This window comes from Variovorax sp. FG153 (assembly GCF_057809595.1).
In genome coordinates this window covers 75,248-94,965 of sequence record NZ_JBMDKG010000019.1, presented here as the reverse complement: position 1 = coordinate 94,965, position 19,718 = coordinate 75,248, and the positions used below count along the sequence as shown (strand labels likewise).

19 protein-coding genes and 1 riboswitch are annotated in these 19,718 nt (G+C 70.0%); of the genes, 5 read left to right on the top strand and 14 right to left on the bottom strand.

From position 1 onward, the window contains the following. Window position 1: 1 nt before the first annotated feature. Window positions 2–2,101: a TonB-dependent receptor gene (locus tag ACODT0_RS21060; RefSeq protein WP_489042181.1), complete on the bottom strand. Its 2,100-nt coding sequence runs from the start codon at window positions 2,099–2,101 to the stop codon at window positions 2–4. A 237-nt stretch (window positions 2,102–2,338) separates the two neighbouring features. After that, a riboswitch (cobalamin riboswitch) is annotated at window positions 2,339–2,624 on the bottom strand. A 47-nt stretch (window positions 2,625–2,671) separates the two neighbouring features. After that, the gene (locus tag ACODT0_RS21055; RefSeq protein ID WP_057597564.1) at window positions 2,672–2,968 is read right to left on the bottom strand and encodes a hypothetical protein; all 297 of its coding nucleotides are present in this window, start codon (window positions 2,966–2,968) and stop codon (window positions 2,672–2,674) included. A 245-nt stretch (window positions 2,969–3,213) separates the two neighbouring features. On the opposite strand from ACODT0_RS21055, the gene ACODT0_RS21050 reads away from it, so the two are divergent. After that, window positions 3,214–3,618 carry a hypothetical protein gene (locus ACODT0_RS21050; RefSeq protein WP_057597565.1) on the top strand — a complete coding sequence of 135 codons (405 nt, stop codon included), beginning with the start codon at window positions 3,214–3,216 and terminating at the stop codon, window positions 3,616–3,618. 9 nt (window positions 3,619–3,627) lie between these two features. Here the strand turns inward: ACODT0_RS21050 and ACODT0_RS21045 are convergent, their stop codons facing one another. Then, on the bottom strand, window positions 3,628–5,370 hold the full coding sequence (locus ACODT0_RS21045) for a cation:proton antiporter domain-containing protein (protein ID WP_057597566.1): 1,743 nt from the start codon (window positions 5,368–5,370) through the stop codon (window positions 3,628–3,630). Window positions 5,371–5,507: 137 nt separating this feature from the next. After that, a complete protein-coding gene (gene phbB / locus ACODT0_RS21040) occupies window positions 5,508–6,245 on the bottom strand; it encodes an acetoacetyl-CoA reductase (protein ID WP_057597567.1) in 738 nt (245 codons plus the stop codon). A gap of 205 nt (window positions 6,246–6,450) precedes the next feature. Between phbB and ACODT0_RS21035 the strand changes: the two genes are divergently transcribed. After that, a complete protein-coding gene (locus tag ACODT0_RS21035) occupies window positions 6,451–6,984 on the top strand; it encodes a CinA family protein (protein WP_422097402.1) in 534 nt (177 codons plus the stop codon). Window positions 6,985–6,996: 12 nt separating this feature from the next. Here the strand turns inward: ACODT0_RS21035 and ACODT0_RS21030 are convergent, their stop codons facing one another. From ACODT0_RS21030 to ACODT0_RS21010, 5 genes are read right to left on the bottom strand one after another with little or no spacing between them, the layout of a single operon-like run. After that, window positions 6,997–8,013 (bottom strand): tripartite tricarboxylate transporter substrate-binding protein, encoded by a 1,017-nt coding sequence (locus ACODT0_RS21030; RefSeq protein WP_489042179.1) that lies wholly within the window; start codon window positions 8,011–8,013, stop codon window positions 6,997–6,999. Between the two features lie 59 nt (window positions 8,014–8,072). Then, the gene (locus ACODT0_RS21025) at window positions 8,073–8,936 is read right to left on the bottom strand and encodes an HpcH/HpaI aldolase/citrate lyase family protein (protein ID WP_489042178.1); all 864 of its coding nucleotides are present in this window, start codon (window positions 8,934–8,936) and stop codon (window positions 8,073–8,075) included. Continuing rightward, complete coding sequence (locus ACODT0_RS21020) at window positions 8,933–10,114, bottom strand: CaiB/BaiF CoA transferase family protein (protein ID WP_489042177.1); 1,182 nt, start codon at window positions 10,112–10,114, stop codon at window positions 8,933–8,935. The genes ACODT0_RS21025 and ACODT0_RS21020 overlap by 4 nt, the downstream gene beginning before the upstream one ends. Window positions 10,115–10,142: 28 nt before the next feature. Next, window positions 10,143–11,030 carry an HTD2 family dehydratase gene (locus ACODT0_RS21015; protein WP_489042176.1) on the bottom strand — a complete coding sequence of 296 codons (888 nt, stop codon included), beginning with the start codon at window positions 11,028–11,030 and terminating at the stop codon, window positions 10,143–10,145. 19 nt (window positions 11,031–11,049) lie between these two features. After that, on the bottom strand, window positions 11,050–12,054 hold the full coding sequence (locus ACODT0_RS21010; RefSeq protein WP_489042175.1) for a tripartite tricarboxylate transporter substrate binding protein: 1,005 nt from the start codon (window positions 12,052–12,054) through the stop codon (window positions 11,050–11,052). A gap of 147 nt (window positions 12,055–12,201) precedes the next feature. Here ACODT0_RS21010 and ACODT0_RS21005 point away from each other — a divergent pair, with 147 nt between their 5' ends. Continuing rightward, entirely contained in the window at window positions 12,202–13,119 is a 918-nt protein-coding gene (locus ACODT0_RS21005; protein ID WP_489042174.1) for a LysR family transcriptional regulator, read from the top strand. A gap of 187 nt (window positions 13,120–13,306) precedes the next feature. On the opposite strand, the gene yghU is transcribed toward ACODT0_RS21005, so the two are convergent. After that, the gene (gene yghU / locus ACODT0_RS21000) at window positions 13,307–14,185 is read right to left on the bottom strand and encodes a glutathione-dependent disulfide-bond oxidoreductase (RefSeq protein WP_057596637.1); all 879 of its coding nucleotides are present in this window, start codon (window positions 14,183–14,185) and stop codon (window positions 13,307–13,309) included. Between the two features lie 28 nt (window positions 14,186–14,213). Between yghU and ACODT0_RS20995 the strand changes: the two genes are divergently transcribed. Beyond that, window positions 14,214–14,846, top strand: a complete 633-nt coding sequence (locus ACODT0_RS20995) for a glutathione S-transferase family protein (protein ID WP_422097408.1) — start codon at window positions 14,214–14,216, stop codon at window positions 14,844–14,846. 24 nt (window positions 14,847–14,870) lie between these two features. Here ACODT0_RS20995 and ACODT0_RS20990 read toward each other — a convergent pair whose 3' ends face one another. Beyond that, window positions 14,871–16,049, bottom strand: a complete 1,179-nt coding sequence (locus ACODT0_RS20990) for an acetyl-CoA C-acetyltransferase (RefSeq protein WP_057596639.1) — start codon at window positions 16,047–16,049, stop codon at window positions 14,871–14,873. Between the two features lie 44 nt (window positions 16,050–16,093). After that, entirely contained in the window at window positions 16,094–17,863 is a 1,770-nt protein-coding gene (gene phaC / locus ACODT0_RS20985; protein ID WP_057596640.1) for a class I poly(R)-hydroxyalkanoic acid synthase, read from the bottom strand. A gap of 181 nt (window positions 17,864–18,044) precedes the next feature. Between phaC and ACODT0_RS20980 the strand changes: the two genes are divergently transcribed. After that, window positions 18,045–18,368: a hypothetical protein gene (locus tag ACODT0_RS20980; RefSeq protein WP_057596641.1), complete on the top strand. Its 324-nt coding sequence runs from the start codon at window positions 18,045–18,047 to the stop codon at window positions 18,366–18,368. Here the strand turns inward: ACODT0_RS20980 and pgeF are convergent. After that, window positions 18,300–19,067: a peptidoglycan editing factor PgeF gene (pgeF, locus tag ACODT0_RS20975; RefSeq protein ID WP_489042173.1), complete on the bottom strand. Its 768-nt coding sequence runs from the start codon at window positions 19,065–19,067 to the stop codon at window positions 18,300–18,302. The two genes, ACODT0_RS20980 and pgeF, sit on opposite strands and share 69 nt — an antisense overlap. Beyond that, window positions 19,067–19,705 carry a maleylacetoacetate isomerase gene (gene maiA, locus ACODT0_RS20970; RefSeq protein ID WP_057596657.1) on the bottom strand — a complete coding sequence of 213 codons (639 nt, stop codon included), beginning with the start codon at window positions 19,703–19,705 and terminating at the stop codon, window positions 19,067–19,069. Before maiA ends, pgeF begins: the two co-directional genes overlap by 1 nt. Window positions 19,706–19,718 lie beyond the last annotated feature (13 nt).

Sequence of the window (19,718 nt, the reverse complement as noted above, 5' to 3'; positions counted from 1 at the left end):
CTCAGAAGTTCACCAGCGCCGACAGCTCGAAGGAGCGCGGACGGCCCAGCAGCCACTGGTTGCCGCTGTTCGAGAACGACAGCGGATAGCGGCGGTCGCCGAGGTTGTAGCCGCGCAGCGCGAGCTTGAGCGACTTGTTGGCCTGCCAGCTCACCGAGGCGTCGGCCACGGTGTAGGAGCCGATCTTGCGCGAGTTGGCCGCGTCGACCTGGCGCGAGCCGACGTAGCGCAGGCCGAACTCGGCCTCCCACTGCGGCAGGAAATGCCAGTGCAGGAACAGGTTGGCCGCTGCCTCGGGCACGCCGAACGGCGTGTTGCCGGCGCGCGAGACCAGTCGGCCGCTCACGGCCTCGTTGAAGTCGTCGTAGCGCGCGCGCAGCCTGGCCGCATTGGCCCCTAGCCGCAGCGTCGGGGTCAGAGCGAGGTCGAGCGTGGCCTCGATGCCCTCGGACGACTGCTTGCCGACCTGCTGCGAGACGCTGGGGTTGTTCTGGTCGCGCGACAGCAGCTTCTTCTTCTCGATGCGGTAGGCCGCCACGGTCCAGGCGCCGCGGTTATCGGCCAGCTGACGCTTGTAGCCGACCTCGACCTGGTTGCCGGTGCTGAGGTCGAACGGCGCCTGCGTGGTCGAGGTGCTGATCAGCGAGGTCAGCGGATCGGCCGCGTGCGCCAGCTGCGCATAGAAGGACTGCGAGGCATCGGGCGCATACACCGCGCCGATGCGGCCGGTGGCGTACTCGAAGGTCTTCGTGAGGCTGTTGGCCGCGTTGGCCAGGTCGGTGCGCGCCACCTTGGCATGGTCCCAGCGCAGGCTGGCGACCAGCGACCAGCGCTCATTGAAGGCCAGCTTGTCCTCGGCGAACACGGCATAGGTGCTGGTGCGGGTCCGGTAGCGCGGCAGGTAGGGCGACGGCGACTGGTAGTAGCCGGGCAGGAAGACGAAGGGGTCGACCACCGAGCGGCCGCCGTAGGGCGAGTCGCTCGAGTTCAGGAAGTCGATGCGGTTCACGTCGAAGCCCACCAGCACCTGGTTCTTCATGCCGAACAGTTCGTGCCGGAAGGTGGCGTCGGTGCGGTTGCCGACCTGCTCCTGGTCGTGGCCGATCTCGAGGTAGTCGCCGCGCGTCACGCGGCGCGTGGCGGCATTGAAGGTGTAGGTCTCGCTGTTGCGCCAGTGGCGCTGGCTCGCGAGCCGGTAGAGCTGGTTGTGCACGGTGACGGCATCGCTGGGCGTCCAGAGCGCGTCGAGGCGGGTCCACTTGTCGTCGTACTTGAGCTCGGCGTCGTCGACGTTGTAGTTCTGGCGCAGGGTCCGGCCGTCGAGGCGCCCGTCGATCAGCGACACGCCCTGGTAGCGTTGCGGCGACTGGCGGCCCTCGTCGTGCGACAGGGTGAACTGCAGCTCGGGCGAGACGTCCAGCCGCAGCGCACCACCGACGGCCAGGCTCTCGCCCTCGCCGCGCGCCATGAAGCCGTGGGTGGCGCGGTGGCTGATGTCGAAGCGGTACGAAAGCTTGTCGTTGATCGCGCCGCCGCTGCCGAAGGCGGCCTGGCGCGTGGCGTCGGAGCCGTAGCTCAGCAGCGCCTCGTTGTGGATCGGTCCGCGCGTGGGCTTCCTGGGCACCACGTTGATCGCGCCGCCGATCGCGCCTTCGCCATACATGACCGAGGCCGCGCCGCGCAGCACCTCGATGCGGTCGACCGACCAGGTGTCGAACGGGAAGGTGACGGTGCCCGCGCCCGCGAACAGCCGCGTGCCGTCGAACAGCTGCATCACCGAGCCATGGCCCGAGAAGCCGCGTGCGGCCATCGAGGTGCTGCCGTTGCCCGGCGAGGGCGCGCCGGTGATGCCGGTGGCGCGGGTGGCGGCCTCGATGACGGAGACGTCGCCGCGCGCGCGGATGGTCTCGCCGGTCAGCACCTCGATGCTGGCGGGCGTCTCGAGCGGCGTGAGGCCGAGGCGGCTGCCGGTCTGCGTGGGCTCGGCGAGCGACAACGCGGTCTGGGCGCCGGCCTCGACCTGCACCGGCGGCAGGCTGGTGGCGGCCTGCTGCGCGAAGCCGCTGCCGGCCCCGAAGGCCAGGCCGATGGCGGCGGACATGCCGCCGAGGCGGCGGGTGGCCGGGCGACCCCGGTGGCGGTGCGGGCGACGGCCGGCCGCGCCCCTGCGATCGCCTGGCGGCGATGCGTGATCCATGTGACTTCTCCTCCGACCCGCGTCCCCGCAGGTGCTCTGACCGAACGTGGACGCGGCGGGAGGTCGATCGATGGCCGGGACCGGCGGCGGGTAAAGCGAGCACTTCGCCGGCCGGCGGCCCGGACACGCACTCCCGCAGCGTCCGAGGCGGTGACGAAGGCCGGTATCCGGGCTCGCGGAGCGCAGCGGCGCGCAGTCGATACTGCAGCGCCGTTGCGGAAGCCCTCGCCTTCCCACGCCTTGGGGGCGCAGTGGCTGCCGATGCCCTGGGGGCATGGCGTAAGGACGTCCAGATCCGCTGACCGTTGCGGGGGCAGCGCAGGAATGGAGGCGTCGATCCGTGAACCGACGCGTCGCACCTGCTTCCCGTTTAACCCCGTGGCCATGGCATGCATGGCTGGCGGGGCACCTTCGAACCGTGGTGCCGGTGCGTCCTTCCTTCCTCGGAAGAATGGCCGCACCGAACGGCGGGAATTATAGGGAGCGGGTGCGCGCGGGCTCGTCGGGCGTGCGGGTGTCCTGCGGCCGGCCGGGGCCTTCGGTGCCGAACAGCCGGCGCAGCACGCTGACGCCGGCCACCAGCGCGTTCGAATAGCTGGTGTGCGGCTCGATGGCCGCTTCGAGCGGCAGGTAGGAATGCACCGCGCCCTCGCCCGCGGCATCGTCGACCGCCTCCATCAGCACCCAGTAGAACTCGCCGGGCTCCAGCTCGTGGACGGTCAGCGCGAGGTTGCGGGGCGACGGCGACAGGGTGGCGGGGATGGTGTTCACGCGAAGCTCTGGAAGGTGGGCGTTGGCGATGATGGGGGCGCGCCGCCGGGATCGTGGACACGCCCTGTCACAACGCGCGTGTACTCGATCACGTTCACCGCCGGCGAAAACCCTGTGGGCCTCCTGCGACGGGCGTTGGCGCCCACCGTTCCCAGCTCCCGGGCTTCTCCTACATGCGAGCGCCGGTGCGCGGCCTAGTTTCGAAGCGGATCAGCAGCCAGCCAAGACACACAGGAGGCCCCCCAATGAAGCAGTTCAGCCTGGAATCGCGGATGACATCGAGCATCGGCGGCGCGTTCTATCCCACCGGCTACTCGATGGTGATGTTCCCGAGCGCGGAGGACGCCGACCGGATCGGCCGCCAGCTCATCGAACAGGGCACGAGCGGCGACGACGTCTACCTGCTGCCGCCCGCCACCGTGCTGGCCGAGATCACCCCGACCGTGAAGGAGGCCGACAACCCCCTGCCCTCGGCCGGCACCGACGGCGCGACCGTTCGCGCCTACACCAAGCTCGCGCGCGAGGGCCACACGGCGCTGCTGGTACGCACCGAGGAACAGGAAGACGCCGAACGCCTGATGGACGTGGTGCGCACGGTGCCGTACTCGATCGCCCAGCGCTATCGCATGCTGGTGATCGAGGACCTCTAGAAAAAGCGCTCAGGCCGGCGCGCCCGGCACGGTGGGCGCGCCGTTGGCGCCATGCGCCGCGGGCGGCGCCACGGCGCGGCGCACCGCGTCGCGCGCCATCGCCTGGGCCAGCTCGTGCTCGCCGAGGAAGACATTGGCCGAGACCTCGCGCGTGAGCAGCTCCGCTTCCGCCTCGTTGTGGCTGCGGATCACCGTCTCGATCGTGGGATTGAGGGTGCGCGCGGTCTCGATCATCTGCCGCACGTTGAGCGCGGCCGGCGTGGCCACCACCAGCACGCGGGCACGCGCGATGTGGGCCTGGATCAGCACGGCGGGATCGGCCGCGTCGCCATAGACGGCGGCACCGCCCTCCTCGCGCAGCTTCTCGACCAGCTCGCGGTTCTGTTCGGCCACGACGTAGGGGATGTCGTGCGCCTTGAGCTCGGCCGCGATGCGGCGCCCGACCCGGCCGTAGCCCACCAGCACGACCTGGCGCGAGAGGTAGCGCGCCTCGGTGCTCATCGGCAGCTCGGCCAGCGGGTCGTCGCGCGCCTCGAGGCGGCGCGCGAACGAGGAATGGGCATGCAGCCATTTCTGCAGCGGCGCGATCAGGCTGAACCACAGCGGGTTGGTGGCGATGGAGATCAGGGCGCCGGCCAGGATCAGGCTCTGCCCCTCGGTGGGCATGAGGCCGAGCGAGACGCCCAGGCCGACCAGGATGAACGAGAACTCGCCGATCTGCGCCAGGCTGGCGCTGACGGTGAGCGCGGTGGCCAGCGGATAGCGCAGCACCAGCACGAGGCCGCAGGCGGCGAGCGACTTGCCCAGCACGATGACCAGCACGACGGCCAGCACCTGCAGCGGGCGCTCGAGCAGCACGGAGGGATCGAACAGCATGCCGACCGAGACGAAGAACAGCACGGCGAAGGCGTCGCGCAGCGGCAGCGATTCCTGGGCGGCGCGGTGGCTGAACTGCGACTCGCGCATGACCATGCCGGCGAAGAAGGCGCCGAGCGCGAAGGAGACGCCGAACAGCGCCGCCGAGGCGAAGGCGATGCTGACGGCGGCGGCCACCACGCACAGGGTGAAGAGCTCGCGCGAGCCGGTGCGCGCGACCTGCCACAGGATCCAGGGGAAGACGCGGCGGCCGACGATCAGCATGAGGGCGACGAAGCCGCCGACCTGCAGCAGGGTGAGACCCAGGGTCTGCCACAGCGGCGAGGCGTCGGTGCCGGCGGCGCGGCCGCCGAGGGTCTCGGCGAGCGGGGGCAGCAGCACGAGCACCAGCACCATGGCGAGGTCTTCCACCACCAGCCAGCCGACGGCGATGCGGCCGGTGAAGGAGTCGAGGATGCCCAGGCTCTCGAGCGCGCGCAGCAGCACGACCGTGCTGGCGACCGAGAGCGCCAGGCCGAACACCAGCGCGGCGCCGAGGTTCCAGCCCCACCACAGCGCGAGCGCGCCGCCGAGCAGCGTGGCCACGCTGATCTGCAGCAGCGCGCCAGGCAGCGCGATCTTGCGCACGGCCAGCAGGTCGTCGAGCGAGAAATGCAGCCCCACACCGAACATCAGCAGCATCACGCCGATCTCGGCCAGTTGCGCGGCGATGCCGGCATCGGCCACGAAGCCGGGCGTGAAGGGACCGATGATGACGCCGGCCAGCAGGTAGCCGACGAGAGCCGGCAGGCGCAGGCGCGCGGCGAGGAAGCCGAGCACCAGGGCCAGGCCGAGGCCGGCGGCGATGGTGTTGATGAGTGAGACGCTGTGGGGCATCGGCCGATTTTGCAGGAACGTGGGGGGATCGTTCATTACACGTATGCAAGACGGTTGCATTTCCCGGGGCTTGTCCGTTCGGGCCGGACATGAAAAAACCCGCCGAAGCGGGTTTCCTTTCCGAGCGCAGCCGCGGCTCAGTGCATGTGCAGGCCGCCGTTGACCGAGAAGTCGGCACCGGTCGAGTAGCCGCCCTCGTCGGTGGCCAGCCACGCGATGATGGACGCGATCTCGCTCGGCTCGCCCAGGCGCTTGACCGGGATCGTGGCGACGATCTTGTCGAGCACTTCCTGGCGGATGGCCTTGACCATGTCGGTGCCGATGTAGCCGGGGCTCACGGTGTTGACCGTCACGCCCTTGCCCGCGAGCTCCTGGGCCAGCGCCATCGTGAAGCCGTGCATGCCGGCCTTGGCCGCCGAGTAGTTGGTCTGGCCCGCCTGGCCCTTGGCGCCGTTGACCGAGCTGATGTTGATGATGCGGCCCCAGCCCTTTTCGACCATGTCGCCCACCACCTGCTTGGTGACGTTGAACATGCTGTTGAGGTTGGTCTCGATGACCGCGCTCCAGTCCTCGGGCGTCATCTTGAGGAACATGCGGTCGCGCGTGATGCCGGCGTTGTTGACCAGCACGTCGATGGCGCCATGCGCCGCCTTCGCGGCCGAGAAGGCCTCGACCGTGGACTGCCAGTCGCCGACGTTGCCGACCGAGGCGTGGAACTCGAAACCCAGGGCTTTCTGTTCGGCCAGCCACTTCGAATAGTCGCGGGTGGGACCGCAACCGGCGACGACGCGGAAACCGTCCTTGTAGAGACGCTGGCAGATGGCTGTTCCGATGCCACCCATGCCTCCAGTGACATATGCAACTTTCTTGCTCATGAGAAATTCCTTGTGTGTACTTGTCGAAAGCCTTGAACGGCCGCCTTCACTCTAGCGAGTTTCGGACCACCCCCCGTCTCGGGAAAAACACTGACCTGGGGTGTTTATCGGGTGTCACGATGTATTCGCGCAGCGGCGTTCCATCATTCTCCATGCGGGGCGCATACGCTCTTGCGTTCGCTTCGTTTCGAAGGAGTTCCAAAGTATGACTGCGAGTGTCAGCGTAAGTCCCAAGGCGGCAAACCCTGAGCCGCTCGGCGCGATCGCCGAGCGCGTCGGCGCGCTGCTGCGCGAGCGCGGCCAGACGGTGGCGGTGGTCGAGTCCTCGGCCGGTGGACTGGTGTCGGCCGCGCTGCTCGCGATCCCCGGTGCCTCGGCCTACTTCCGTGGCGGCGCCGTGGTCTATTCGCGGCGCGCGGGCCGCGCGCTGCTCGGGCTCACGGCCGAGGACATGACCGGCCTGCGCGGCGAGACCGAGCCCTATGCATTGCTGGTGGCCGGCCGCGTGCGCGATAACCACCATTCGGGCTGGGGCATCGCCGAGAGCGGCGCGGCCGGTCCCTCGGGCAGCCCCTATGGTGATCCGCCGGGGCGGGTGTGCCTCGCGGTGGTCGGTGGGCCGGACGCGGTGTCCCAAAGCCGCACCATCGAGACCGGCGGCAACGACCGGCCCGCGAACATGGACCTGTTCGCGCGCCACCTGCTCGCGCTGTTCGAGCAGGTGCTGCGCGCGGGCTGACTACCTCATGCCTTAGTCGGCCTGCACGCCTGCCGCCTTGATCACCTTGCCCCACTTGTCGATCTCGGCCACCAGATGGGTGCGCAGGCCCTCGGGCGTCTGCTTGTCGAGCGGCACGATCTCCGAGCTCAGCTCGGCCAGCCGCTGCTTCACCATGTCGTCCTGCAGGGCGGCGCGCAAGGCGACGTTGAGCTTCTCGAGCACCGCCGGCGGCGTGCCCTTGGGCGCGTAGATACCGTGCCAGACCTTCACGTCGAAGCCCTTGAGGCCCTGCTCGTCGAGCGTGGGCAGGTTGGGCATGCTCGACAGCCGCTTGGGCGTGGTCACGCCGAACACCTTCACGCGCGTGCCGTCCTTGATCACCGGCGCGGTCTGCGTGGTCTGGTCGCACAGCAGGTCGACCTGCCCGCCCATCAGGTCGTTGAGCGCGGGGCCGGCGCCCTTGTAGGGCACGGTCGTGAGCTGCACGCCGATCTGGTGCGCGAACAGCATGCCGCACAGCTGCGAGACCGCACCGACGCCGGCATTGGCGAGCGAGACCTTGTCGCGGTTGGCCTTCACGTAGGTCAGCAGCTCCTGGAAGTTGTTCGCCGGGAAGTCCTTGCGCGACAGCAGGGTCATCGGCACGTCCATCACCTGGCCGATGTACTCGAAGTCCTTGAGCGGGTCGTAGTTGAGCTTCTTGTAGAGCGCGGGCGCGGTCGCCATGCCCATGTGGTGGATCAGGATGGTGTTGCCGTTGGGCGCGGCCTTGGCCACGCGCGTCGGCGCGATGGTGCCGCCCGCGCCCACGGTGTTCTCGACCACCACCGTCTGGCCCAGCGACTTGCCCATGGGCACCGCGAGCATGCGCGCCACCACGTCGGTCGGGCCGCCGGCCGAGTACGGCACCACCATCACGATCGGCTTGTCGGGCCAGGCGCCCTGGGCCGAGGCGCTCCAGGGCGCGGCCACGAGGCCGATGGCCAGGGCGGCGGCCGCGGCGAGGCGCAGGGGGCGGCGCTGGCGCGCGGGGTTCGATGCATTCATGTCTCTTGTCTCCTTCTTCTTGCCTTGGGTTGATGAACGAATGAATGTCCTGGGAAGGCTCAGTGCGGCGGCGCCTGCGCATCGAGCGCGAGCAGGCGCTGCGCGAGCCTGACCACCGGCGCGTCGACCATGCGGCCGTCGAGGTTCACGACCCCGCCGCCGGCCTGCGCCACGGCCTCGACCACGCGCCGCGCCCACGCCAGTTCCTCGGCGCCGGGCCCGAGCGCCGCATGCACCGGGGCGACCTGCGCGGGATGGATGCAGAGCTTGGCGCCGAAGCCGCCGCGCCGCGCGCGCGCCGCCTCGGCCGCGAGCCGATCGGTATCGCGCCAGTCGGTCGCGATGCCGTCGATGGGCGCGGCCAGGTTGGCGCGGCGCGAGGCCAGCACCAGCGCGAGCCGCACCGGCACCAGCTCGGCCTCCTGCGCGTCGCAGGCCATGCCGAGGTCGGCCTGGAAATCGAGGTGCCCGAAGGCCAGCCGCAGCACCTGGGGCGCGGCGGCGATCGCATCGAGGGCCGCGAGGCCCGCGGCCGATTCGATCAGCGGCACCAGCACGGCTTCGGGGCCGGCGGCCTCGGCCAGCCGCGCCAGTTGGTCGGCGCTCTCGGCCTTGGGCAGCACCACGCCCGCGATGGCGCGCGCCGCCGCGAGCCGCGCGACCAGCGCGAGGTCGTCGGCATGCCAGGGCGTGCCGGGCGCGTTGATGCGCAGCAGCAGGCGCGCGCGGTCGGCCGCGGGCAGCGTGGCGAAGACCTCGGGCAAGGCCTCGCGCGCGGCGGCCTTGCGCTCGGGCGCGACCGCGTCCTCGAGGTCGACGATGGCCGCGCCGGCGCCGCTGGCCAGCGCGCGCGCATGGCGCTCGGGCCGGTCGGCCGGCACGAACAGGAAGGTGCGCGCGAGCCCCAGGGCCTGGGCGCTCATACCGCCTTGGCCTCGCGCAGCGCCGCGATCTGTTCCTCGCTGCGGCCCAGCGCGCGCAGGATCGCGTCGGTGTGCTCGCCCACGGCGGGAATGGCGTCCATGCGGTAGTCGAAGGCGCTCTGGCGCCCGGCCGGCAGCAGCGCGGGAATGGGCCCGGCCGGCGAGTCCACCTGGCGCCAGCGCTCGCGCGCCTGCAACTGCGGATGCGCCCAGAGCCCGGCCATGTCGTTCATGCGCGCATTGGCGATCTGGGCGGCGTCGAGGCGCTCGAGCACCTGGGCGGTGCTCAGCGCGCCGAACAGGCCGACGATGATGGCGCGCAGTTCCTCGCGGTGCTCGTTGCGCCGCGCATTGCTGTCGAAGCGCGCGTCGGTGGCGAGCGCGGGCTGCAGCAGCACCTTCTCGCAGAACAGCTTCCACTCGCGCTCGTTCTGCAGCCCCAGCATCACCGTGCCGCCGTCGCCCGCGGGGAACGGGCCATAGGGATAGATGGTGGCGTGCGAGGCGGCGCTGCGCGGCGGCGGCGTCGCGCCCTGGTAGGCGTAGTACATCGGAAAGCCCATCCACTCGGCCAGCGACTCGAGCATCGAGACGTCGATGTGCGAGCCCTTGCCGGTCTTGCCGCGCTGAAGCAGCGCGGCCAGGATGCCGGTGTAGGCATACATGCCCGCGGCGATGTCGGCGATCGAGTTGCCCGACTTGCAGGGGTCCTCGGGCGTGCCGGTGACCGAGAGGAAGCCGGCCTCGCTCTGGATCAGCAGGTCGTAGGCCTTCTTGTCGCGGTACGGGCCGTCCTCGCCATAGCCCGAGATGTCGCAGACGACCAGCCGCGGGTACTTGGCCTGCAGCGCCTGCGCGCCCAGCCCCATGCGTGCCGCGGCGCCCGGCGCGAGGTTCTGCACCAGCACGTCGGCGCCGGCCACCAGTTCCTGCAGCACCTCGAGCGCGGCGGGCTGCTTGAGGTCGAGCGAGATGCTTTCCTTGGAGCGGTTGACCCAGACGAAGTGCGAGGCCTCGCCGGCCACGCGCTGGTCGTAGGCGCGCGCGAAGTCGCCCACGCCCGGGCGCTCCACCTTGATGACGCGCGCGCCGAGGTCGGCGAGCTGGCGGGTGCAGAAAGGCGCCGCGATCGCATGTTCGAGCGACACCACCGTGATCCCGTCGAGGGGTCTTGTCATTGCGTGATTTCCTGGAAGAAGAGAGTCCTCAGGCCAGCACCGCGGTGGCCTGCATCGTGAGCCAGCCCTCGGCGTCCTCGCCCCAGAGCGCGAAGCTCCCGCCATCGGCGCCGGGCTTGCCATGCACGCGGAACGGCGCGATGTCGAAGGTGGGCCGCACGGCGCGGAACTCGAAGCGCGCGAGCGGTGCGTCGCCCGTGTGCCGGCGCAGCAGGTCGACCAGCAGGGTCGCGATCAGCGGGCCGTGCACGATCAGGCCCGGATAGCCCTCGACCTCGGTGACGTAGCGCCGGTCGTAGTGGATGCGGTGGCCGTTGAAGGTCAGCGCCGAGTAGCGGAACAGCAGCACATCGTCGGGCACGATGTCGCGGCTGAAGGCGGCGTCCCTGGGCGCGGCCTTGGGCGGCGGCGCGGCCTCGCCCGGTTGCGGCGCGGCGCGGTAGACGATGTCGTGCTCCTCGGTCAGCGCGAGGCCGCGCGCGTTGTGTACCTCGTGGCGCACCAGCACGAACACCAGCTCGCCGCTGCGGCCGGTCTTGTGCTCGACCGAGACGATGGTCGAGCGCCGCTCCACCTCGTCGCCCACCACCAGCGGATTGCCGGCCTCCCAGCGCAGCCGGCCGCCGGCCCACATGCGGCGCGGCAGCGGCACCGGCGGCAGGAAGCCGCCGCGCTTCGCATGGCCATCGGGGCCGATCTCGGACTGCCGGTGGTGCGGCAGGAAATAGAGCCAGTGCCACAGCGCGGGCAGCGGCGTGCCGGCGGCCGGCGCGGGATCGTCGCGGTCGAGCGTGGCCGACAGCGCGCGCACCGGGCTCGCGACGATCTGGTCGTGCAGGCTTTCGCTGCGGCCCTGCCAGGCCCGCAGGCCGGCGAGCGCGGCGGCGTCGATGGCGGGGGTGTTGTCTGGGGTCATCCGTTCTCCTGAATCCGGGTCAATCGACCGAAGCGCCCGATTGCTTGACGATGCGCGCCCACTTGCCGAGGTCGTCGTGCAGCAGCGCCGAGAACTGCTCGGGCGAGGTCGGCGACGCGACCTCCACGCCCTGCTGCTCGAGCTTCTCGCGCAGGTCCTTCGCGGCCAGCGCCTTGTGCATGGTGTCCTGCAGCTTAGTGAGCACCTCGCCCGGCACGCCGGCGGGCGCGAACAGGCCGATCCACAGGGTGCCGTCGTAGCCCGGCACCGCCTCGGCGATGGCGGGCACGTCGGGCAGCGCCGGCGAACGCTTCGCGCCGCTGACGGCCAGCGCGCGCAGCTTGCCGGCCTTGATGTGCGGCAGCGCCGAGGGCAGGCTCGCGAACACGATCGGCAGCTGGCCGCCGAGCACGTCGTTGATGGCCGGCGCCACGCCCTTGTAGGGCACGTGCTCGAGCGAGATGCCGGCCATGCTGTTGAGCATCTCGCCGAGCAGGTGGTTGAGCGTGCCGTTGCCGGCCGAGGCGTACTGGTAGTGCGCGCCCTTCTGCCGCGCGAGCGCCAGCAGTTCGGGCAGGGTCTTGGCGGGGAAGCCGGGGTTGACCAGCAGCACGTTGGGCACGGCGCCGATCAGGCCCACGGGCTTGAAGTCCTTCTCGGGATCGAAGCCGGGGTTGCGGTAGAGCGCGGGGTTGATCGCCTGGCTGCTGCTGATGGTCATCAGCAGGGTCTGGCCGTCCTTCGGCGCCTTGGCCGCGAGCTGGGTGCCGATGTTGCCGCCCGCGCCGGGGCGGTTGTCGACCACCACGCCGACGCCGAGCAGCTCGCCGAGCTTCTGGCCGACCAGCCGGCCGACGATGTCGTTGGTGCCGCCCGCGGCCTGCGGCACGATCAGGGTGACGGGGCGCGTGGGATAGGTGCTGGCCGCCGGCTGCGCCGAGGCGCCGGCCGACAGCACGGCGATCGATGCCGCGGCGAACCACGAGAAAAGAGAAGAAGAAAGCGCCGTTGCGCGAGAACCCATGCCTGTCTCCGATGTGATGTGAAGGCCGCGGTGCTCCCCGGCCATGGCGGCATGGTGCGCCGCGCCGCCGCCTCGGCGCAATCTCCGATTTCGGAACCCAGCCTTCGGTTTCACCGAAGCCTCGCGGTCGACGGCTACCATCGGGCCATGCTCTTCGACCTCACCGACCTGCGCCTGTTCGTGGCCACGGCCGAGCTCGGCAGCCTCACGCGCGCGGCCGACCGGCAGCACCTGTCGCTGGCCGCGGCGAGCGCGCGCATCAAGGCGCTCGAGAACCAGGCCGGCGTGCAGTTGCTGCAGCGCGAGGCGCGCGGCGTGCGCCTGCTGCCGCCGGGCGAGGCCTTCCTGCACCATGCGCGGCTGCTGCTGAACCAGACCGATCAGTTGCGCAGCGACCTGCTCGAGTACGGCGGCGGCGTGCGCGGCCACCTGCGCGTGTTCGCCAACACCACGGCCGTGACCGACTTCCTGCCCGAGATCCTGCCGGCCTTCCTCGCCGCCAATCCGCGCATCAACGTCGACCTTCAGGAAAAACCGAACGCTCAGATCCCGCGCGGCGTGCGCGACGGGCGCGCAGACATCGGCATCGTCGCGGGCAGCGTCGACACCCTGGGCCTGGAATCGATCCACTTCAGCACCGACCGGCTGGTGCTCGTGACCTCGCGCCAGCACCGCTTCGCGCAGCTGCGCACCATCGCCTTCGCCGAGACGCTCGACGAGGACGCCATCGGCATGCAGCAGGGCAGCACGCTGCAGGCCTTCCTCGGACAGGTCACGGACCGCATCGGCAAGCGCCAGAAGCTGCGCATCCAGCTCGGCAGCTTCGACGCCATGTGCCGGATGATCGGCAGCGGCGTGGGCATCGGCGTCGTGCCCGAGTCGGCCGCGCGCCGCAACCAGGAGGGCATGAAGCTCGCGCTGATCGAGCTCAGCGACGCCTGGTGCGTGCGCGAGCGCTATCTGCTGGTGCGCGAACGCGCGGCGCTGCCGGTGTATGCGCAGGCGCTGGTCGACACGCTGTGCCGCCACTACGCGGCCGATGCCATCGATGCAGCCGGTGGCTGAGCGGATTTTTCCGTGGGACTGCGCCTACTTGCGCGCGAATCCTGAGTTCCGCCCCTTCATCCCCACTTTCTGTGCATAACTTTGGGGGCAACTCATGTGGAGCCTTGTAAAACGAATTTAAGTCGTTGTTTTATAAAGGGATTCCACACTTTGCTCAAAAAACGGGCGGTGAACAAGATCGGCCGCCTCAGCCTTGCGCCTGGAGCTTGTCCTGCGTGCGGGTCTGGAAGTCGGCCGCGTCGTGGCGCTCGTGCAGCTGGCTCCCGGGCTGGCCCCAGGCGCGGTTGACCATGCGGCCGCGCTGCGCCGCGGGGCGCTGCGCGATCTCGTCGTTCCAGCGCAGCACGTTCCTGTATTCGCTCACCTGCAGGAACTCGCCCGATTCGTAGAGCTGCCCCTTGGCGAGCGCGCCGTACCAGGGCCAGACCGCGATGTCGGCGATGGTGTAGTCGTCGCCGGCCAGGTAGCGGCTCTCGGCCAGCCGGCGGTCGAGCACGTCGAGCTGGCGCTTGACCTCCATCGCGAAGCGGTCGATCGCGTACTCGATCTTGGTCGGCGCGTAGGCATAGAAATGGCCGAAGCCGCCGCCCAGGTAGGGCGCGCTGCCCATCTGCCAGAACAGCCACGACAGGCATTCGGCGCGCGCCGCGCGCTCGGTCGGCAGGAAGGCATTGCCGAACTTCTCGGCCAGGTATTGCAGGATCGCGCCCGACTCGAACACGCGGATCGGCGTGGCGCCACTGCGGTCCAGCAGCGCGGGGATCTTGGAGTTGGGATTGACGGCCACGAAGCCGCTGCCGAACTGGTCGCCCTCGCTGATGCGGATCAGCCAGGCGTCGTACTCGGCGCCCGCGTGGCCCAGCGCCAGCAGTTCCTCGAGCATCACCGTCACTTTCACGCCATTGGGCGTCGCGAGCGAATAGAGTTGCAGCGGATGCCGCCCCACCGGCAGGTCCTTCTCATGGGTGGCACCCGCGATCGGACGATTGATGTTCGCGAAGCGGCCGCCGCTTTCCTTGTTCCAGGACCAGACGGTGGGCGGCGTGTAGGCGGTCGTGCCATTCATGCAATGAGTTCCAGGAGTTGGACAGACGATGATCATTCTCTATGACTGCGCCACAGCGCCGAGTCCGCGCCGCGCGCGCATCCTGCTGGCCGAAAAGGGCATTGCCCACGAGACGGTGCAGGTCGACCTGGTTCGTGGTGAGCAAATGGGCGCGGCCTACCGCGCGATCAATCCGCAGTGCACGGTGCCCGCGCTGCGCACCGCCGAAGACGGCCTGCTGACCGACAACGCCGCCATCGCGGCCTGGGCCGAGGCGCGCCATCCCGAGCCGCCGCTGATGGGCCGCACGCCGGCCGAAAAGGCCGAGATCGCGAGCTGGCACTGGCGCGTGGAATTCGAGGGCCTGCTGGCGATCGCCGAGACCCTGCGCAACGGCTCGCCGGCCATGGCCGACCGCGCGCTGCCGGGCCCGGTGAACTACGCGCAGATCCCCGAGCTCGCGCAGCGCGGGCTGGCGCGGGTGCAGCATTTCTTCGGGACGCTGAACGACCGGCTGGCCGGCCGCGAGTTCATCGCGACCGACCGCTTCAGCCTGGCCGACATCACCGCCGTGGTGGCGGTGGATTTCGCGCGCATCGTGCGCGTGAAGCCCGGGGAACAGCACCCCGAGCTGGTGCGCTGGCGCGCGGCGATGGCGCAGCGGCCGTCGATGTCGCTCTGAGCGACGACGACGGCTGCCGGGGGATCAACGCTCGATGGTGAGCGCGACGCCCATGCCGCCGCCGATGCACAGCGAGGCGATGCCCTTCTTGGCGTTCTGGCGCTGCATCTCGTGCAGCAGCGTCACCAGGATGCGGCAGCCCGACGCGCCGATCGGATGGCCGATGGCGATGGCGCCGCCGTTGACGTTGACCTTGTTGATGTCCCAGCCCATTTCCTTGTTCACGGCGCAGGCCTGCGCGGCGAAGGCTTCGTTGATCTCGAGCAGGTCGAGGTCGGCGGCCTTCCAGCCGGCCCGCTGCAGCGCCTTGGTCGAGGCGGGCACCGGGCCCATGCCCATGATCGCGGGGTCGAGGCCGGCGGTGGCGTAGCTGGCGATGCGGCCCAGCGGCTTGAGGCCGAGGGCGGCCGCCTTCTTGGCGGTCATCACGAGCACGGCGGCGGCGCCGTCGTTCAGGCCCGAGGCATTGCCCGCGGTCACGCCGCCGGCCTTGTCGAAGGCGGGGCGCAGGCCGGCCAGGCCTTCGGCGCTGGTCTTGCGGTTGATGAACTCGTCCTTGTCGAAGACGACCGGGTCGCCCTTCTTCTGCGGGATGGTGACGGGAACGATCTCGTCCTTGAACTTGCCGGCGTCCTGCGCGGCGGCGGCCTTGGTCTGGCTGGCGAGCGCCAGTTCGTCCTGCGCGGCGCGGTCGATGCCGTACTTCTTGGCCACGTTCTCGGCCGTGATGCCCATGTGGTACTGGTTGTAGACGTCCCACAGGCCGTCGACGATCATGGTGTCGACCAGCTTCCAGTCGCCCATGCGCTGGCCGTTGCGCGAGTTCGGCAGCACGTGCGGCGCGAGGCTCATGCTCTCCTGGCCGCCGGCCACGACGATGTCGCTGTCACCCGTGGCCACGGCCTGGGCCGCGAGCATCACGGCCTTCAGGCCCGAGCCGCAGACGGCGTTGATCGTGAGCGCGGGCGTCTCCTTGGCGCCGCCGCTCTTGAGCCACGCCTGGCGCGCGGGATTCTGGCCGGCGCCGGCCGCGAGCACCTGGCCCATGATGGCTTCGCCGACCTGCTCGGGCGTGAGGTTGGCACGCGCGATCACTTCCTTGATGACGATGGCGCCCAGTTCGGTGGCCGCGATGCCGGCGAGCGAGCCGCCGAACTTGCCGACGGCGGTGCGCGCGGCCGAAACGATGACGATGTCTTCCATGAGGTTCTCCGTTGAGGTGATTTGAAATTCGGGGGTGCAGGACGTCAGGCGCGGGCCTTGACGTAGCGTCCGGGGGCGGGCTCGATGGCCTGGTAGGCCTTGCCCTTGCCGTAGGTCTTGGGCGCGGGGATCTGCTTGCCCGCGTGGCCCTTGAGCCACAGGGACCAGTCGGTCCACCAGCTGCCCGGATGCTCCTGCGCGCCGGCCAGCCATTCGGCCTGCGTCTTCGGCAGCTTGCCGTCGGCGCGGATCCAGTGGCTGCGCTTGTTCTTGGCCGGCGGATTGATCACGCCCGCGATGTGGCCCGAGGCGCCCATCACGAAGCGCTTCTTGCCCGGCAGGATCTGGGTCGAGGCGTAGGCGCCGCCGATCGGCACGATGTGGTCCTCGCGCGAGCCGTAGATGTAGGCCGGGATGTCGATGCGGCGCAGGTCGATCTTCTCGCCGCAGACCGTGAGCGCGTCGGGCTCGGCCAGCTTGTTCTCGTGATAGGTGTTGCGCAGGTACCAGGCGTAGAACGGGCCCGGCAGGTTGGTGGCGTCGCTGTTCCAGTAGAGCAGGTCGAAGGGCGGCGGGGTCTCGCCCTTGAGGTAGTTGCCCACCACGTAGTTCCAGACCAGGTCGTTGGGACGCAGGAAGCTGAAGGTGGAGGCCAGGTCGCCGCCGGGCAGCAGGCCGCCCTTGCCGAGCTGCATCTCGCGGTACTGCACCATGGGCTCGTCGACGAAGATGTCGAGGATGCCGGTGTCGCTGAAGTCGAGGAAGGTGGTCAGCAGCGTGACCGAGGCGGCCGGCTTCTCGCCGCGAGCGGCCAGCACCGCGAGCGCGGTCGACAGGATGGTGCCGCCGACGCAGAAGCCCAGCGTGTTGATCTGCGGGCTGCCGCTGATCTCCTGCACGCGGTGGATGGCCTCGATCGCGGCCTGCTCGATGTAGTCGTCCCAGGTGGCCTGCGCGAGCGACTCGTCGGGATTGCGCCAGCTCACCACGAACACGCGGTGGCCCTGCTCGTTGGCATAGCGGATCAGCGAGTTCTCGGGCTGCAGGTCGAGGATGTAGAACTTGTTGATGCACGGCGGCACCAGCAGGAACGGGCGCTCGTAGACCTTGGCGGTCAGCGGCTTGTACTCGAGCAACTGGAAGAACGCGTTCTCGAACACCACCGCGCCCTCGGTGGTGGCGACGTTGCGCCCCACTTCGAAGGCGCTCTCGTCGGTCATGCTCAGGTGGCCCTGGCGCACGTCGTGCAGCAGGTTCTGGATGCCCTTGGCGATGCTCTCGCCCTGGGTCTCGATGGCCTTCTTCTGCGCCTCGGCATTGAAGGCCAGCGAGTTGCTCGGCGACGAGGCCGCCATCCACTGCTCGACCGCGAAGCGCAGCCGTGCCTTGGTCTTCTCGTCGGCATCGATGGCCTCGGCCATCTTCAGCAGGGTGCGGCCGTTGAGCAGGTAGATCGCGGCCGAGAAGGCCGACAGCGGGTTGCCGCTCCAGGCCTCGCCGGCGAAGCGCCGGTCGCCCTCGGGCTTGGCGCCGAAGCCCTGGCCCCAGAGCGCGGTGGCCTCGGCGATGTACTGCTGCTGGATGGCCTGCAGCGCCGCGGGATCGATCGAGAGCTTGGGCAATTCCGGCATGGTGCCCAGGGAAGGCATGCCGGGCATTTCGGGCATTTGCGGCATCTGCCACAGGGGCTTGCCATTGCCGGTCCAGGCGCCCTGCCCGGCCGACTGCTGGAAGGACTCCAGCGCCTTGCGCCACCCCTGGGTGAGCGCCTGTTGAAAGGGTTCGAACGCGTCGGCCCCCGTTGCTTTCGTCATGGTGTCTCCTGCTCCTCGCCTGAAATCGATCCGGATGGCTTTGCGTCGTTTGAGTATGCTGCATTCGCAAGACGCTCACAACGCCGCGCCGGCGCGGTCCGGACCCCGGTGGCCGTCATCGCACGGCCGGTGTGGAAACACGCTTTACTTCCTCTTTCGTTCGCCCCGCTCTCCTTTTCCAATGTTCATTCATCTCGTCGTGATCGGCTGGCTCTACGTGGTGCTGATGATGGCGGTGGCCGAGGCCACCAACACCACCGGCACCGTGCTCGGCGCCATCATCACCTTTCTACTGTACGGGCTCGCCCCCGTGACACTGGTGGTTTACCTGATGAGCACGCCCGCGCGGCGCCGGGCGCTGAAGGAAAAGGAACTGGCCGCGCAGGAGGCGGCGCGGCGCGCGGCCGCCGAGGAACTGGCGGCGAAGGCCGGGCATTCAGACCTTCCAGACCAGCGCGGCGAAGCGCCCGCTGACCCCGTCGCGCCGGTGCGAAAAGAACCCTGAGGCATTGCGCACGGTGCACCAGGCATCGCCGCCGTCGTTGCCGTGGATCCGCTCGATGCCGAGCGCGCGCAGCCGCTGGCGCGCGAGCGCGGGCAGGTCGGCCAGCCACTTGCCCGGCGCGGCGCCGGGCCGGAAGCAGCCGGCGGCCTCGGGCGCATGGGCCTCGAAGGCGACCTTGACCTCGGCGCCGACCTCGAAGGCCGAGGGGCCGATGCAGGGGCCGAGCCACGCGATGACGTCGCCACCGGTCCGTGCCTCGTCCTCGAAGGACCGAAAGGCCTGCTCCAGCACCCCGCCCGCGAGCCCGCGCCAGCCCGCGTGCGCGGCCGCCACGCGCCGGCCCGCGGTGTCGCAGAACAGCACCGGCAGGCAGTCGGCGACCATGATCGTGCAGGCCGTGCCCGGCTCGGTGGCGGTGCAGGCATCGGCCGCGGTGCCGTCGGCCACGCCCGGCGCGTCGAGCGACACCACGCCCGTGCCGTGCACCTGCTGCAGGAACACCGGCCGCGCGCCGATCGCCTCACGCAGCCGCGCGCGGTTGGCCGCGACATGGGCCGGGTCGTCGCCGACGTGGTCGCCGAGGTTCAAGCTGGCGTAACGCCCTTGAGGCCCCTGCGAGACGCCGCCCTCGCGCGTGGTGCAGACCGCGCGCACATGGGACGGCGCCGGCCAGTCGGGCACCAGCCAGGGCAGCGCCATCAGGCCTCCGCGTCGGGCGACTGCGAGGGCTGCGCGCGCTGGAAGGCGTCGAGCTGCATGCAGGCGTCGAAGGCCGCCATGGTGCGCGGCAGGCCGCTGAAGTCGCAGTCGAAGCGGCGGCCGTTGAAGATCTGCGGCACCAGGCAGCAGTCGGCCAGGGTGGGCTTGTCGCCCCAGCAGAAGGTGCTGGCGGGCTGCTGCGCGAGCTGGCGCTCGAAGGCCAGCATGCCCTCGCGCACCCAGTGGCGGTACCAGGCGTTCTTGGCTTCCTCGTCGAGCTTCAGGTCCTTCACCAGGTACTTGAGCACGCGCAGGTTGTTCAGCGGATGGATCTCGCAGGCGATCGACTGCGCCAGCGCACGCACGTGGGCGCGGCCCGCGGGGTCGCTCGGCAGCAGCGCCGGCTCGGGATGCACCTCGTCGAGGTACTCGATGATCGCCATCGACTGCGAGAAGCGCTCGCCGTCGTCCTCGAGCAGCGGCACCAGCATGTCGGCCGAGATCGCCGAGTACGGGCCGGTGCGGTGCTCGCCGCGCGCGATGTGCACGGGGATGTATTCGTAGTCGAGCCCCTTGAGGTTGAGCGCGATGCGAACGCGGAACGAGGCGGAGGAGCGGAAGTAGTTGTGCAGCTTCATGGTCATGGTTTCG